This window comes from Aquabacter sp., from assembly GCF_965279295.1.
GTDB lineage: Bacteria > Pseudomonadota > Alphaproteobacteria > Rhizobiales > Xanthobacteraceae > Aquabacter.
Window position 1 is genome coordinate 673,429 of the sequence record NZ_CBDIHQ010000018.1, and the last position, 14,111, is coordinate 687,539.

Sequence of the window (14,111 nt, forward strand, 5' to 3'; positions counted from 1 at the left end):
CCCGCCTTTTATTAAGAACAGAGCCCGCGCTTTGGCGCGGGCTTTTGTTTGAGGGCACCCGCGAGAGCGCAGCGCCTGAACGCGGAAATCAAAAACCACTCGCCGGTCCAGTGCGTTACGTCGCCGGCCGAAGCGGGAGCAGGGAGACGAGCATGCTCAAGATCTGGGGCCGCACCAATTCGGTCAATGTGAAGAAGGTGATGTGGGCGGTCGAGGAACTCGGCCTGCCCCATGAGCGGGTGGATGCCGGCGGCGCCTTTGGGCTGGTGGACCTGGAGGCCTACCGCGCCATGAATCCAAATGGGCTGGTGCCGCTCATCAAAGACGGCGACCTCCTGATGTGGGAATCCAACGCCATCGTCCGCTATCTCTGCGCCAAGCACGATGCCGGCGGCCTTTGGGCGGAAGACCCGGCGCTGCGCGCGGTGGGCGACAAATGGATGGACTGGGCGCCCTCCACACTTGCGTCACCGTTTCGCGAAGTGTTCTGGAACCTCGTGCGGCGGACACCGGAAACCCGCGACAACGAATTGGTGGAACGGTGTTTGCCGATCTGCCGCACGCTGTTCGCACGGGTCGATCAGGCGCTTGCCGAGCAGCCCTATCTCTCCGGGGACACGTTCCGCATGGGCGACATCCCTGTCGGGTGCTTCGCCTATGGATGGTTCGAATTGGCCATCGAGCGCCCCGACCTGCCGCACCTCGCCGCCTGGTACGCGCGCATCAGCGCGCGGCCGGCCTTCAAGCGGGCGGTCGCTCTCCCGCTGACCTGACGCACCACGGCGTGTTCGGCTGATGATCTAACCGATGGTCGAAAGCGCCGGAAACGTCTCCAAAAGCCAATAGGAGGCGTTGGCGATCCAGCCGGACATGAAGGCGATGCCCGTCAGCACGAGCATCGCGCCCATCACCTTCTCGATGACGGGCAGGAATCGCCGCATGTGCCGCAACCCGTTCAGGAACGGGCGCACGGCGAGGGCCGCCAGAAGGAACGGCACGCCCAGCCCCGCGGAATAGACCGCGAGCAACAGCGCCCCCTTGGCGACGGTCGCCTCGGACCCGGCCACCGCCAGGATCGCGCCGAGGACCGGCCCGAGACACGGAGTCCAGCCGAAGGCAAACGCCAGCCCCATCACGAACGCGCCCCAGATGCCGGTAGGCGGCGCCACATCCTTGCGCGCGGTGCGGGACAACAGGGTGATGCGGAAGACCCCGAGGAAGTTCAATCCCATCACGATGATGGCGAGACCGGCGATGATCGATAGCACCTCGATGTGGGCGCGCAGCACGTCACCGATGGCGGACGCTCCGGCGCCCAGCGCCACGAACACCGTCGAAAAGCCGGCCACAAACAGCAACGCGCCGGCAAAGGTGCGCGCCGCCACGCGTTCCAGCGGGCGCGAATTGGTCAGGTCCTCGAGCGTGGTGCCGCCGATGAAGCAGAGATAGGGCGGCACCAGCGGCAGGACGCAGGGCGAAAGGAAGCTTGCGAGACCGGCAAGAAACGCGGCGGGAAGGGTAACGTCGGCCATCTGGACCCTGAAGGAGAAGCTGTGGCGGGGCCACGGCAATGAGGCTTCATGGCCTCTCGTGACGCCGGCGGCAACCCTTCCGCAGCCCCCTCCCCCTTATGTGAAGGCCAATCCTGATGTGCAGCCCGCAAGGAAGCCATTGATCGCAAGCCCCGCCTTCGTGCACACAGGGGAAAGAACCCTCGCGCGGATATCATGGTGCGCCACAATCTCATCACCGATGTGCCGGGCATCCGCGTCGGCCATGCCGGGGACCTCGCGCTCGGGTCGGGGACCACCGTCGTTCTGTGCGACGCGCCCACCATCGGCGCGGTGGATGTCCGCGGCGGCAGCCCCGGGACGCGCGAGACCGACCTGCTCGACCCGTCGGCCAGCGTCGATCTCGTGGACGCCATCGTTCTTTCCGGCGGATCGGCTTTCGGCCTGGATGCGGCGAGCGGCGCAATGGCCTGGCTCGCGAGCGAGGGGCGCGGCTTCGCGGTGGGCGCGGCGCGCGTGCCCATCGTGCCCGCCGCCATCCTGTTCGACCTCCTGAACGGCGGCGACAAGGCATGGGGCGCGGACCCTCCTTACCGCGCCTTTGGATATACGGCCGCCGCTGCCGCGCGTTACGGCGACTTTCCGCTTGGCACCGTGGGCGCGGGCATCGGCGCCGCGTGCGCCGGGGTGAAGGGCGGTCTCGGCTCGGCCTCGATGATTTCGGCGACCGGCCATGTGGTGGGCGCGCTGGTGGCGGCAAATCCCGTGGGCTCGCCGCTGATTGGCGGCGGCCCACATTTTCGCGCGGCACCTTATGAGCGTGATGGGGAATTCGGCGGGCTCGGGTTTCCCCAATCCTGGCCTGACGAGGCATCCGCCCCACCGCTGAAGGGCACCGCCGCGCGCACCAGCACAACGATCGCAATCATTGCCACCGATGCGGTGCTGTCTTCCCGTCAGGCCAGGCGACTGGCGGTGATGGCGCAGGACGGCTTTGCCTTGTCGATCTACCCGGTCCATACCCCGCTCGACGGCGACTGCGTTTTTGCACTCGCCACCGGACAAAAGCCGCTTGAGCCGACGCTCGCTGCGGAAAGCCTGCTCGGCGCCGCCGCCGCCCATGTCATGGCGCGGGCGGTGGCGCGGGCCATCCACGCCGCCACGTCCCTGCCCTTCCCGAACGCGCAGCCCGCCTGGCGCGACCTTTTCACCTGAGGATTTCGAGCCATGCCCGCCTTGCCGCCGATCCAGCCCGTACGCCGGCGCCGCGACCCGTCGCTGCCTTCCCTGAAGGGGCTGCTCGCCATCATCTTCTGGTGCGCCTGCGGCATCACGGCGATCCCACTGGCCGGCATCTTCACGCTGATTTCCGCGCTGGGGCCGCAGGCGGCGCTGTCCGCCGTCGTCGATTCGCTATCGGGCGATGCCATGGCGACGCAGGTTTTGCGCTATGGCCTCATTCCGCAGTTTGTCCTCTTCATCTGGGCCGTTTCCTTCGTGGTGCTCACGGTGATGCGACGCGCCGCCGCCCTCACCGTCGCCCCCGGCCTGTTCTTTCTTTGGTTCGCGGTGACCGCGCTCTGCCAGTTTGCGATCCGCAGTGCCATCGCCCAGGGCGATCTGTCGGTGGGCGACCTTGCGGCCCTGCTGCCGGGATTGCTGGCGCAGGGCGTCGGCGCGGCGGCATTCTGGGGCTACATGCGCAGCGCCGGGCAGCCCAAGCTTTATTTCACGCGTTGAACCGCTCAACGCCGTAGGGCGTCGGATCGGTGAAGGTGGCGGCGCCGGTCATCATCTGGGTCAAAAGCAGGCCGGTGACCGGTCCCAGAGTGAAGCCCCAATGGCTGTGACCGAAATTGAGAAACATCCCCGGCTGGCCCGGCGCTGGACCGACAACCGGCTTTGAATCCGAAAACGCCGGGCGGCGGCCGAGCCAGGGTTCGGCTTCACGCACAGCACCAAGCGGCAGCAGTTTGCGGGCGAGCGGCACCACCAGATCGACCTGCCGCCGGTCCGGTGGATCATCGCGCTTGGCGAATTCGATGCCAGTGGTCACCCGCACCCCGTATTTGGTCGATTGCAGGCAGAAGCCGCCGGCGCGGTCCACCACGGCGCGAGAGAGCGTGATGCCGGGCTCGGGTGCGAGGTGGACGTGATAGCCGCGCTTCACCGCGAACGGCAGCTTGAGCCCCAGCAGACCGAACAGGTCCATGCTCCAGGGCCCCAGGCACAGCACCACGCGATCCGCACTCACCGGTCCCGCCTGCGCATCAACTCGCCAGCGTGTGCCGTTGCGCGCGAGGCTGCGGGCATCCCCCTTCAAGAGAATGCCGCCCTCTTGCACAAAGAGATTGGCATATGCCTTCACGAGACCGCCGGGATCGCTGCAATTGTCGCAGTCCGGCCAGAAGGAACCTCGCAGGAAATCCGGCCGCAGATGCGGCTCCAGTTTCAGCACGCCTTGCGCGTCCAGTTCTTCATAGGCCACGCCCAGCGCCCGTGCGAGTTCGCGCTCGGCAGCGGCGGAGGCATAATCCGCCTCGGATCGATAGATCTTCACCCAGCCGGTGGGGGTCAGCAGTCCGGTGGCCTTGGAGGCTTCGGCGAACACCCGGTGCTCGGCGCGAGCGCGTGACATCAGCGGGCGCATGTCACGCGCTGTTTTCGCCATGCCGGCCTTCCCGGACGCCTGGAAATAAGCCAGCAGCCACGGCATGAAGCCGGGCAGCGCGCCAAGCCGGTAATTGCTTTGCGGCGCCAGCTTGAGGGCGTGGCGCACCAGAATAGCGAGGTCGCGCGGGAACGAGACCGGAAACAGCGCGCTTCCCTCGATCACCCCGGCATTGCCGAAGGAGGTTTCCTCCCCTGGCGCGCGGCGGTCCATCAGAACCACCGAAAGACCGGCCCGGCGCAGATGAAGCGCCGTAGAGACGCCCACCATGCCGGCACCAAGCACGAGAACGTCCGCCTGCGCCATCATGGTCCCCTTAAGCGTGAGGGATCATCCTAACCGGCGGAGGATGCTTTTCCACCGCGCTCTGCGTCGCGCCCGGCACGCCAGCGCGTGATGACGAAGGCGATGTAGACACCCACCAGCGTCGCGGCGAGGCCATACCAGGTGAGGGCATATTCCAGATGCTTGTTGGGGAAGGCGAGCCGCGTCTCCCCGCCCTGCGGCAGGCCGCCGGGATTCGGGGTTGCATTGGCATCGATCACGAACGGCGCCACCTTTTTGAGACCGCGCGCGGCGCCGATCTCAAGCGGGTCGCGGCGATACCATGCATTTCGCGCAGGATCATTGGCGGGCACGAACCAGCTCGGTTCCTCGGCGAGCCGCAGCAGGCCGGTGACCGTGACATCTCCCTGGACCTGCCCTTCGGCACGCGTGACGGGATCGCGCCGATCCTCGGGCACGAAGCCGCGGTTGATCAGGATGGCGCTGCCGTCGGGCCGCATCAGCGGCGTGATCACCGAGAAGCCGGGTCCCTTGAACGGCCCCTTGCCGTCGGACAGCACGGTGTAGATCAGTGTCTCGCGGCTATGGTCGAAACGCCCCGTGGCGGTGACGGGCTGGTATTCGTCCTGCTCGCGGTCAAGCGCCGGCCAGTCTCGCGGGCCGGGAGCCGGTCTAGGCGCGGCTGCGGTGCGCTGCTCCACCTGGGCGACCAGCCCATTCTTCCAGGCCAGCCGCTCCAATTGCCAGGTCCCGAGCCCGGCGAGGAACACGAAGGTTCCGAGCGCGAACACGGTGGGGATGACGAGGCCGCGCCTGTTCATTCGCCCGAACGCTGCTCCAGTTTCCCCTCTGCTGCACGGTTGCGATACTGAAGCGCGATCAGCACCCCCTTGAAAGGACGCAGCAAACCGAGCGTCACGAGCAGGATGGCGGGCATCCACAGCATCGCATGAACCCAGAGCGGCGGCTGCCATCTGGCTTCGACCCAAAACGCCAAGGCCACAACCACGAAGCCGCCGAACAGGATGACGAACACCGCCGGCCCATCGCCCGCATCGATGAAGGCGTAATCGAGCCCGCAGGCCTCGCAGCGCGGCGCGGTGTCCAGAAAGCCCTTGAACAGCTTGCCCTTGCCGCAGCGCGGGCAGCGACACCTCAGCCCGGCGGAAACCGGAGAAATCGGGGCGTGATAGGGTGCCAGAGCCATGCGCGCGTGTCCGTCAAACGCAAACGGGGCGGCTTTTGCCGCCCCGTCCGCCGATCCCAGGGATCAAGGGTTCATCCGCCGTGGCCCGAGCTGCCGCCCACCGCCCAGACATAGACGAAAGTGAACAGAAACAGCCACACCACGTCCACGAAGTGCCAATACCAAGCCGCCGCCTCGAAGCCGAAATGACGCTCCGGGGTGAACTGGCCGGCCGCGGCACGCAGCAGACAGACAAAGAGGAAGATGGTGCCGACGATCACATGGAAGCCATGGAAGCCGGTCGCCATGAAGAAGGTCGCGCCATAGATGTTGCCCGAGAATGCGAAGTGCGCGTGGGCATATTCAAATGCCTGGCAGGAGCTGAACAGCACGCCCAGCAGCACAGTGCACACCAGGCCCCACTTCAGGCCCTGGCGGTCGCCTTCCAGGAGCGCATGGTGCGCCCAGGTCACGGTGGTGCCGGAGGTCAGCAGGATCAGGGTGTTGAGCAGCGGCAGATGCCAGGGATCGAGCGATTCGATGCCGTGGGGCGGCCACACGCCGCCGGTCACGTCGAGGCGCTGGTAGTTGATGCCCTCGCCCACGAACAGCGCCGCGTCGAAGAAGGCCCAGAACCACGCCACGAAGAACATGACTTCAGAGGCGATGAACAGGATCATCCCATAGCGGAATGCGATCATCACCACCGGGGTATAAACGGCAGTCTTGCTCTCGCGGAGCATGTCCCGCCACCAACCGAAGAAGGTGTAGAGAACGCCGATGAAGCCGACGATCATGGGGATCACGGTGCCGCCGTGCATCCACACGACCGCGCCGACGGTCAGGATGAACGCCGAAATCGCCCCGATGATGGGCCACGGGCTCGGATCCACCATGTGGTAGTCGTGGTGCTTGACGTGTGCCTCGGCCATCGCAGGCGGCCTCCCCTTCCAGCTCAGTATTTCCTAACGGGGCAAGCGCCCCGCCGCAATGGCGGCCTAATGTCCCGCCCTGTATTCGTTCCAGACTCTTCGTCTCACCCGCCGCCGCCGCCGACCTTCTCAGCCGACGCCGCCTTGGGCGCGGGCGCCTTGGCGGGGAAAAATGTGTAGGACAACGTAATGGTCCGCACGTTCTTCATCTCCGAATCCTGCTCGATGGAGGGGTCGATGTAGAACACCACCGGCATGTCGATCTTTTCGCTGCCTTCCAGCGTCTGCTCATTGAAGCAGAAGCACTGCATCTTCACGAAATAGAAGCCGGACTGGGTGGGCGTCACATTGTAGGTGGCATTGCCGTAGGTCGGCGTCTTGGACTGATTCTCGGCTCGAAAATAGACCAGCTTGGTCTCGCCCACCTTGACGTCCACCGAGGTCTGCTCCGGCTTGAACACCCAGGGGAGACCAGCAGCCACATTGGCGTCGAAGCGCACCGTGATGACCCGCTCGGACGTGGAGGTCGGCCCCGCCGCGCTATAGCGGGTGGCGCCACCGAATCCGGTCAGGCTGCAGAACATGGCGTAAAGCGGAACAGCCGCATAAGCCGCGCCCACCATGGCGGCGACGAACAGCGCGCAGGAAGCGGCGACCAGCTTGTGCCGGGAGATGCCCCGCACCCGCAGTTTGCGCTCCTCGTCAGTCTTCACCTTGTCGGTCTCCAGCCGTTCCATTGCGGCCTCACAGCGGCCGGTTCAAAACGTTCGGCCCCAGCTTCACGATGGTCACTACGTAAAAGAGGACCACCAGGAAACCGAGCACCGAGGCAACCGCGATGGATCGTGCCCGGCGCCGCCGCTTCTGTTCCGGCGTCAGCACAACGCCATCCAAGCGCGGCGGCTCGGGCGTGTTTGGGGGGGTATTCTTGAGGTCAGTCACCATCAGATCCCCGGCACCAAGGCTTCGACGAGCAGCGTGGCGAACAACAGGAAGAGATAAAGGATGGAGAATCCGAAAAGCCGGCGCGCGTTACGCACAGCCTCATCCCCGGTTCGCGTGCGGTAGACCGAGACGGCAAGCCAGATCATGCCCGCTCCCGTCACTCCTGAGATGATCGCATAGCCGATGCCGGCATACCCCAGGACGAAGGGCAAAACCGCAAGCGGCGCCAGGAACAGCGTGTAGAGCAGGATCTGCCGACGGGTTTCGTCCGGCCCAGCCGTCACCGGCAGCATGGGCACGCCCGCGCGGGCGTAATCATCGGCGCGGTAGAGCGCCAGCGCCCAGAAGTGGGGCGGGGTCCAAAAGAAGATGATGGCGACCAGAAGCAGGCTTTCCAGGCTCACCGTGCCGGAGGCTGCGGCCCAGGCCACCAACGGCGGCAGGGCACCGGCGAGCCCGCCGATGACGATGTTCTGCGGCGTCGAACGCTTCAGCCACATGGAATAGACGACGACATAGAAGAAGATCGTGAAGGCGAGCAGCGCGGCCGAAAGCACGTTCACGAACAGGCCGAGCACGACCACCGAGAAGGCGGAAAGCGTCAGGCCGAATGCCAGCGCCTCCTGAGGCGCCATGCGGCCAGCAGGAATCGGCCGCTTCTGGGTGCGCGACATGACCGCGTCGATGTCGGCGTCCCACCACATATTCAGGGCGCCGGCTGCGCCCGCGCCAACCGCGATACAGAGAATAGCGGTGAAGGCGATCACCGGATGGACATGATCCGGCGCACGCACCAGGCCGACAAGGGCCGTGAAGACCACCAGAGACATGACGCGGGGCTTGAGCAGGGCAAGGTAATCACGCGGGGAGGCCATTCCCACGTCGATATCGGGGGTAACCCCCGGCTGGTTCATGCTCGCGCTGACATCACTCATATCTACCTGCCCTTCGGGGCGTCCTGGGGGGAGCCCGTCAAGCGGGTCCGCCGTCATGATACCACGCCGCGTCGCGACGTTCGCCACCCGCCCCTAAAGCGGCCGGCGCGGGAGTGCCGCGCCGGCCGAACTTTCATCATCCGCGAAGGACGATCACTTGATCTTCGGCAGCACTTCAAAGTGGTGGAACGGCGGAGGAGAGCTGAGCGTCCATTCCAGGGTGGTCGCGCCGGGACCCCAGGGATTGTCGCCCGCCAGCTCCTTGCGGCGGAAGGCAACCACGTTGCCGACGATGAATATGATCACCGCCACGCCCGAGATGTAGGAACCGATCGAGGATACGAAGTTCCAGTGGGCGAACGCGTCGGGATAGTCGACATAGCGGCGAGGCATGCCGGCGAGGCCGAGGAAGTGCTGCGGAAAGAAGACCATGTTCACGCCGATGAACGTGACCCAGAAGTGCAGCTTGCCCCAGAATTCCGGGATCATGTAGCCACTCATCTTCGGGAACCAGTAGTAGTAGCCGGCGAAGATCGCGAACACGGCACCCAGCGACAGCACGTAATGGAAGTGCGCCACCACGTAATATGTGTCCTGGAGCGAGCGGTCGATGCCGGCGTTGGAAAGCACCACACCGGTGACGCCGCCGACGGTGAACAGGAAGATGAAGCCGATCGCCCAAATCATCGGGGTGCGGAACTGAACTGAGCCGCCCCACATGGTGGCGATCCAGGAGAAGATCTTCACGCCCGTGGGCACCGCGATGATCATCGTAGCGGCAACGAAGTAGGACTGCGTCGCTGCGGAGAGACCCACCGTGTACATGTGATGCGCCCACACCACGAAGCCCACCGCGCCGATCGCAACCATGGCGTAGGCCATGCCGAGATAGCCGAACACGGGCTTGCGCGAGAAGGTGGAGATGATGTGCGAGACGATGCCGAAGCCGGGCAGGATGAGGATGTAGACCTCGGGGTGCCCGAAGAACCAGAACAGATGCTGGAACAGGATCGGGTCGCCGCCGCCGGCGGGATCGAAGAAGGTGGTGCCGAAGTTGCGATCCGTCAGCAGCATGGTGATGGCGCCCGCCAGCACCGGCAGCGACAGCAGCAGGAGGAACGCGGTGACAAGCTGCGACCAGGCGAACAGCGGCATCTTGTGCAGCGTCATGCCCGGCGCACGCATGTTGAGAATGGTTGTGATGAGGTTGATCGCGCCCAGGATCGACGAGGCGCCAGCGATGTGCAGCGCGAAGATCAGGAAGTCCATGGCCGGACCGGGATGGCCAAGCTTGGACGAGAGGGGCGGATAGATGGTCCAGCCGCCGCCAAAGCCGTTGGAACCGGCAGCGCCCTCGACGAACAACGAAATGATGGCCAGGCCGAAGGCCGGGGGCATCAGCCAGAAGGCGATGTTGTTGATGCGGGGAAACGCGGTGTCCGGCGCGCCGATCATCAGCGGCACGAAATAGTTTCCGAAGCCGCCGATTAGCGCGGGCATCACCATGAAGAAGATCATGATGAGGCCGTGGCCTGTGGTGAAGACGTTAAAGGTCTGCGGATTTTTGAAATACTGAAGCCCAGGCTCCATCAATTCCATGCGGATGGCGATGGACAAGGCGCCGCCCACGATCCCCGCGATTACCGCGAAGATCAGGTACATGATGCCGATGTCTTTATTGTTGGTCGAAAACACCCAACGCCGCCATCCCGTGGGGATGTGGTGATCGATGTCCGCGTGCGCCTCGGTGGCCATGAGCACTGTCCTCAATATGCAGACGTCGCCGTCTCGTCCTTTGATCGCCCCGCCAGCGGGACGCCCTCGGGCGCCCGGTCAAGCCGCCGGGCGTGGGAATGTCGTCACCGCGTCGCGTCGGCGAACTGCAGCTGCGAGGGCACAGGCGCCTCGGAGAACTTCTGCTTGGCCTGGGCGACCCAGGCGTTGAATGCGTCTTCGCTCACCACACGCACCGCAATCGGCATGTACGCATGGTCACGGCCGCAAAGCTCGGAGCACTGGCCGTAATAGACGCCTTCCTTGGTGGCCTTGAACCAAGTCTCGTTCAGGCGGCCCGGAAGGGCGTCGATCTTGATGCCGAAGGACGGCACGGCGAACGAATGGATCACATCCGCTCCGGTCACCAGCACACGCACCGTCTTGTTGACGGGGACCACCACCTCATTGTCCACCGCCAGCAGGCGCGGCTGGCCGGGCTTGAGGTCCTTCTCGGGGATCATGAGGGAATCGAAACCGAAAGCGCCGTTGTCGGGGTATTCGTAGGACCAGTACCACTGGTGGCCGACAGCCTTGATGGTGATGTCGGGCTGCGGAATGTTCAGCTCAAGGTGCAGCAGCCGGAATGATGGGATGGCGATCGCCACCAGGATCATCACGGGAACCACGGTCCAGACCACCTCTATGAGCGTGTTGTGCGAGGTCTTGGAGGGAACCGGGTTCTTCTTCTCATTGAAGCGCACGACCACGACGGCCAGAAGCACTGTCACGAACAGCACGATGGCCGTGATGATGATGAGAAGGAAATGATTGAAGGAGTGGATGCTCTCCATGACAGGCGTGGCGGCATCCTGGAAGCCGATCTGCCAGTCGGAAGGCTGGCCCATTCCGGCCCACGCAGCCGCGCTCGACAGGATCGCGGCAGCCGGCAAGGCCACGGCGAGAGCGGCGGTGCGAACGAAGGACCTCATGTGGTTTTCTCTCCCTGAGCGGCGCCGCCGCTGCCGACCCTGTGCTCAACATCGTCCGGCCAACACCGGACCCGCCCCCTGGAGTGGAGGGCGCCTTTCTTGAAGTTACTTCAAACACAAATCCTACCGCCCCGCAATTGCGTCCCGGCAGCGCACGATGCGACAGAAGGTCGGCCCGACTCCGGCTTCTCGCGACGCCGTGCCACGCCTTACGCTGGGGCCTTCTGGACGCGGCGGCGAAAAGCGCGCATGCCCCTTCCACCTGCGCGCGGAAAGCTGCGGGAAAGGTTTTATAGCCAAAAGGGCTGCCTCATCCTTGACAAGGATTGTCAGCCTTTTAAGCGAGAAGGTCGGGCCTGAACGATCCGTCCCGTCCTCTTCAGAAGCGGCGTCGCCGCCAAGTTTCGGAGCCGGTGTCCATGGGGTTCACGTTGTCGGCGGGCGAGGCCCGCGGGTCGGTCGCTATCGCTTCACGGCAGGGCAAGGCGCTCGGCCTGCTGGCTTTTGCCGCCCTTATCCTCGCTACCCTCACCGGCACGCCGGCCCATGCCCAGGGCGTGGTGAAGCAGGTGTTCAACGACTGGCAGATTCGCTGCGACACGCCCCCCGGCGCGCAGGGCGAGCAATGCGTACTGCTCCAGAGCGTTCAGGCGGAAGACCGCCCGAACGTCGGCCTCACCATCATCATCCTGAAGACCGCCGACCAGAAAAGCCGGCTGTTGCGTGTGCTGGCGCCGCTCGGCGTGCTCATTCCCTCAGGGCTCGGCCTCAAGATCGACGATGCGGACGTCGGCCGCGCCGGCTTCGTGCGCTGCCTGCCCAATGGTTGCGTCGCCGAAGTGGTGATGGATGATACGCTGATCGGCCGATTGAGGCAGGGCAAGCAGGCGACCTTCATCATTTTCCAGACCCCGGAAGAGGGAATCGGCATCCCGGTCAGCCTCAACGGATTCGGCCCCGGCTTCGACGCTCTTAAATAGCCCGCCATCCGCGCCGCGCCTGACGGTTAGGTATTTTACGGTCGGGCTTGGTTTGGCCATTCTCCCTGCGCAGAAGGTCGGTCGAGCCTTGAGCGCAGGCGTGGCGGAGACGGAGCCGGAATGCACGGGGACGACCACACACTCTTTATCGCCGGCCTCGCCTTCCTCGCGGCAGCGGTCATTTCGGTGCCGATCGCCAAGCGACTCGGTCTGTCTCCCGTGGTGGGCTACCTCGCGGCGGGGATAGCCATCGGCCCGGTGGGCTTCAACGTCGCCGACCCGAGCGTCGTGATTACGATCGCCGAACTGGGTGTGGTCCTGCTGCTGTTCCTGATCGGGATGGAGCTTCAGCCCTCTCGCTTGCTCTCCATGGGCCGCTACATCTTCGGGCTCGGCACCGCGCAGCTTCTTGTTACTGGCCTGGTGATCGCCGTGGTGGGCTGGAGCCTGGGCCTGGGCCTTGCCGGCGCGATCATTGCCGGCATGGCGCTGGCCATGTCCGCCACCTCCATCGCCTTGCAACTTCTCAACGAGCGGGGCGAACTCTCGTCCGGGTATGGGCAGCGGGCCTTCTCAATCCTGCTGTTCCAGGACATCGCCATCGTGCCGCTGCTGGCTCTGGTGCCGCTGCTGGCGCCAGCCACGTCGAGCACCGCCAGCGACCCCATGGCGACCGCGCTCCAGGCGGGCGCGGCGATCGCCGCCGTGGCAGGCATCGTCCTGGCGGGACGCTACCTTCTGAACCCGCTGTTCCGCCTCCTCGCCCGCTCCGGCGCGCGCGAGGCGATGACGGCGGCGGCGCTGCTGGTGGTTCTCGGGTCTGCCGGGCTCATGGCGTCGGTGGGACTCTCCATGGCGCTCGGCGCGTTCATCGCTGGCCTGCTGCTATCGGAAAGCACCTTCCGCCACGAGCTTGAGGCCAATATCGACGCCTTTCGCGGACTGCTTCTGTCGTTCTTCTTCATGGGCATTGGCATGTCGCTGGACCTCGCGGTCCTGCTCCCACACATCGTGCCGCTGGTGCTCGCGGCGGTCATGATCACCGCAATCAAGTTCGGCGTGGTGTTCGGCCTTTACCGAACCGATCACAACACCCGCGCGGACGCGCTGCGGGCCGGCGCGGTGCTGATGCCGGCGGGTGAGTTCGCCTTCGTGCTGTTTCCGCTCGCCCTGGCGAACGGCATCCTCTCGAAGGAGCAGAGCGAGTTCCTCACCGCCACAGCGGCGCTCACTATGATGATCGGCCCCCTGGTGTTCGCGGGAATCATCCACATCCTGCCGCGCTTCCGCAAAGCCGAGGTCGAGCCCGAACCGGACGATTTCACCGATGCCGAAGGGCGCGTGCTCATCATCGGATTCGGCCGATTCGGCCAAATTGTCTCGCAATGCCTTCTCGCGGAAGGGGTCGGCGTCACCATCATCGACAGTGACGTGGAGATGATCCAGAGCGCCGGCCGTTTCGGGGTGCACATCTATTATGGCGACGGCACGCGCCTTGACGTTCTTCGTGCGGCGGGCGCCGAGCAGGCCGAAGTGATCGCGGTGTGCGTCGACGACCGCGAGGCGGCCGACCGGATCGTCGATATCGTCCAGGCCAGCATGCCGAACGTCCGGCTCCATGTGCGCAGCTATGACCGAGCCCATTCCATGGACCTGCTGCGCAAGGGCGTGGACTACGAAATGCGCGAGACACTCGAATCAGCCTTTTCGTTCGGCGGGCGCACGCTTGAGGCGCTCGGCCTGGAGCGCGAGGCGGTCGCCGAACTGGTAGCGGATGTCCGTGCCCGCGACCGCACGCGTCTCCAGCGGCAGGTGGAAGAGGGCCTTTATGCGGGCATCGATCTCATGACGCCCAGCAAGCTCGAGCCAGAGCCGCTTACCGAACCGGAAAAGCCGGCGAAGCCGCTCAATCCGGAGGCTCAGGACGTGCTGAGCCACGAAACCGAGTTCTCCGGCTGACC

Annotated in this window: 15 protein-coding genes; 5 read left to right on the forward strand and 10 right to left on the reverse strand. The window is 65.1% G+C overall.

Going from position 1 to position 14,111, the window contains the following annotated elements:
* Nucleotides 1-152 precede the first annotated feature (152 nt).
* Nucleotides 153-773 (forward strand): glutathione S-transferase family protein, encoded by a 621-nt coding sequence (locus ADADO0_RS21080; RefSeq protein ID WP_511307152.1) that lies wholly within the window; start codon nt 153-155, stop codon nt 771-773.
* Nucleotides 774-800: 27 nt separating this feature from the next.
* Here ADADO0_RS21080 and ADADO0_RS21085 read toward each other — a convergent pair whose 3' ends face one another.
* Nucleotides 801-1,532 (reverse strand): cytochrome c biogenesis CcdA family protein, encoded by a 732-nt coding sequence (locus tag ADADO0_RS21085; RefSeq protein ID WP_511307153.1) that lies wholly within the window; start codon nt 1,530-1,532, stop codon nt 801-803.
* Between the two features lie 195 nt (nt 1,533-1,727).
* Between ADADO0_RS21085 and ADADO0_RS21090 the strand changes: the two genes are divergently transcribed.
* Together ADADO0_RS21090 and ADADO0_RS21095 are read left to right on the forward strand one after the other, a co-directional pair.
* The gene (locus tag ADADO0_RS21090) at nt 1,728-2,726 is read left to right on the forward strand and encodes a P1 family peptidase (RefSeq protein WP_511307154.1); all 999 of its coding nucleotides are present in this window, start codon (nt 1,728-1,730) and stop codon (nt 2,724-2,726) included.
* A gap of 12 nt (nt 2,727-2,738) precedes the next feature.
* Nucleotides 2,739-3,251 (forward strand): hypothetical protein, encoded by a 513-nt coding sequence (locus ADADO0_RS21095; protein WP_511307155.1) that lies wholly within the window; start codon nt 2,739-2,741, stop codon nt 3,249-3,251.
* On the opposite strand, the gene ADADO0_RS21100 is transcribed toward ADADO0_RS21095, so the two are convergent.
* From ADADO0_RS21100 to coxB, 9 genes are all read right to left on the reverse strand, one after another.
* Nucleotides 3,241-4,488, reverse strand: a complete 1,248-nt coding sequence (locus ADADO0_RS21100; protein ID WP_511307156.1) for an NAD(P)/FAD-dependent oxidoreductase — start codon at nt 4,486-4,488, stop codon at nt 3,241-3,243. The two genes, ADADO0_RS21095 and ADADO0_RS21100, sit on opposite strands and share 11 nt — an antisense overlap.
* 29 nt (nt 4,489-4,517) lie before the next feature.
* Nucleotides 4,518-5,288: an SURF1 family protein gene (locus tag ADADO0_RS21105; RefSeq protein ID WP_511307157.1), complete on the reverse strand. Its 771-nt coding sequence runs from the start codon at nt 5,286-5,288 to the stop codon at nt 4,518-4,520.
* The gene (locus ADADO0_RS21110) at nt 5,285-5,674 is read right to left on the reverse strand and encodes a DUF983 domain-containing protein (RefSeq protein WP_511307158.1); all 390 of its coding nucleotides are present in this window, start codon (nt 5,672-5,674) and stop codon (nt 5,285-5,287) included. Before ADADO0_RS21110 ends, ADADO0_RS21105 begins: the two co-directional genes overlap by 4 nt.
* A gap of 71 nt (nt 5,675-5,745) precedes the next feature.
* A complete protein-coding gene (locus ADADO0_RS21115) occupies nt 5,746-6,585 on the reverse strand; it encodes a cytochrome c oxidase subunit 3 (RefSeq protein ID WP_511307159.1) in 840 nt (279 codons plus the stop codon).
* Nucleotides 6,586-6,689: 104 nt separating this feature from the next.
* Nucleotides 6,690-7,322, reverse strand: coding sequence for a cytochrome c oxidase assembly protein (locus tag ADADO0_RS21120; RefSeq protein WP_511307160.1), 633 nt, complete (start codon nt 7,320-7,322; stop codon nt 6,690-6,692).
* Between the two features lie 7 nt (nt 7,323-7,329).
* Entirely contained in the window at nt 7,330-7,479 is a 150-nt protein-coding gene (locus ADADO0_RS21125) for a cytochrome c oxidase system small membrane protein (RefSeq protein WP_511307239.1), read from the reverse strand.
* A gap of 50 nt (nt 7,480-7,529) precedes the next feature.
* Nucleotides 7,530-8,444, reverse strand: a complete 915-nt coding sequence (gene cyoE, locus ADADO0_RS21130) for a heme o synthase (RefSeq protein ID WP_511307240.1) — start codon at nt 8,442-8,444, stop codon at nt 7,530-7,532.
* Between the two features lie 174 nt (nt 8,445-8,618).
* A complete protein-coding gene (ctaD, locus tag ADADO0_RS21135) occupies nt 8,619-10,220 on the reverse strand; it encodes a cytochrome c oxidase subunit I (RefSeq protein WP_511307161.1) in 1,602 nt (533 codons plus the stop codon).
* 104 nt (nt 10,221-10,324) lie between these two features.
* Nucleotides 10,325-11,170, reverse strand: a complete 846-nt coding sequence (coxB, locus tag ADADO0_RS21140; protein WP_511307162.1) for a cytochrome c oxidase subunit II — start codon at nt 11,168-11,170, stop codon at nt 10,325-10,327.
* A gap of 419 nt (nt 11,171-11,589) precedes the next feature.
* Between coxB and ADADO0_RS21145 the strand changes: the two genes are divergently transcribed.
* The gene (locus ADADO0_RS21145) at nt 11,590-12,150 is read left to right on the forward strand and encodes an invasion associated locus B family protein (RefSeq protein WP_511307163.1); all 561 of its coding nucleotides are present in this window, start codon (nt 11,590-11,592) and stop codon (nt 12,148-12,150) included.
* Between the two features lie 120 nt (nt 12,151-12,270).
* Complete coding sequence (locus ADADO0_RS21150) at nt 12,271-14,109, forward strand: monovalent cation:proton antiporter-2 (CPA2) family protein (protein WP_511307164.1); 1,839 nt, start codon at nt 12,271-12,273, stop codon at nt 14,107-14,109.
* The last annotated feature ends 2 nt before the right edge of the window (nt 14,110-14,111 follow it).

Coding starts and splice junctions, on each gene's coding strand:
- ADADO0_RS21080 (WP_511307152.1), top strand. CDS start 153: ATGCTCAAGATCTGGGGCCGCACCAATTCGGTCAATGTGAAGAAGGTG.
- ADADO0_RS21085 (WP_511307153.1), bottom strand. CDS start 1,532: ATGGCCGACGTTACCCTTCCCGCCGCGTTTCTTGCCGGTCTCGCAAGC.
- ADADO0_RS21090 (WP_511307154.1), top strand. CDS start 1,728: ATGGTGCGCCACAATCTCATCACCGATGTGCCGGGCATCCGCGTCGGC.
- ADADO0_RS21095 (WP_511307155.1), top strand. CDS start 2,739: ATGCCCGCCTTGCCGCCGATCCAGCCCGTACGCCGGCGCCGCGACCCG.
- ADADO0_RS21100 (WP_511307156.1), bottom strand. CDS start 4,488: ATGGCGCAGGCGGACGTTCTCGTGCTTGGTGCCGGCATGGTGGGCGTC.
- ADADO0_RS21105 (WP_511307157.1), bottom strand. CDS start 5,288: ATGAACAGGCGCGGCCTCGTCATCCCCACCGTGTTCGCGCTCGGAACC.
- ADADO0_RS21110 (WP_511307158.1), bottom strand. CDS start 5,674: ATGGCTCTGGCACCCTATCACGCCCCGATTTCTCCGGTTTCCGCCGGG.
- ADADO0_RS21115 (WP_511307159.1), bottom strand. CDS start 6,585: ATGGCCGAGGCACACGTCAAGCACCACGACTACCACATGGTGGATCCG.
- ADADO0_RS21120 (WP_511307160.1), bottom strand. CDS start 7,322: ATGGAACGGCTGGAGACCGACAAGGTGAAGACTGACGAGGAGCGCAAA.
- cyoE (WP_511307240.1), bottom strand. CDS start 8,444: ATGAACCAGCCGGGGGTTACCCCCGATATCGACGTGGGAATGGCCTCC.
- ctaD (WP_511307161.1), bottom strand. CDS start 10,220: ATGGCCACCGAGGCGCACGCGGACATCGATCACCACATCCCCACGGGA.
- coxB (WP_511307162.1), bottom strand. CDS start 11,170: ATGAGGTCCTTCGTTCGCACCGCCGCTCTCGCCGTGGCCTTGCCGGCT.
- ADADO0_RS21145 (WP_511307163.1), top strand. CDS start 11,590: ATGGGGTTCACGTTGTCGGCGGGCGAGGCCCGCGGGTCGGTCGCTATC.
- ADADO0_RS21150 (WP_511307164.1), top strand. CDS start 12,271: ATGCACGGGGACGACCACACACTCTTTATCGCCGGCCTCGCCTTCCTC.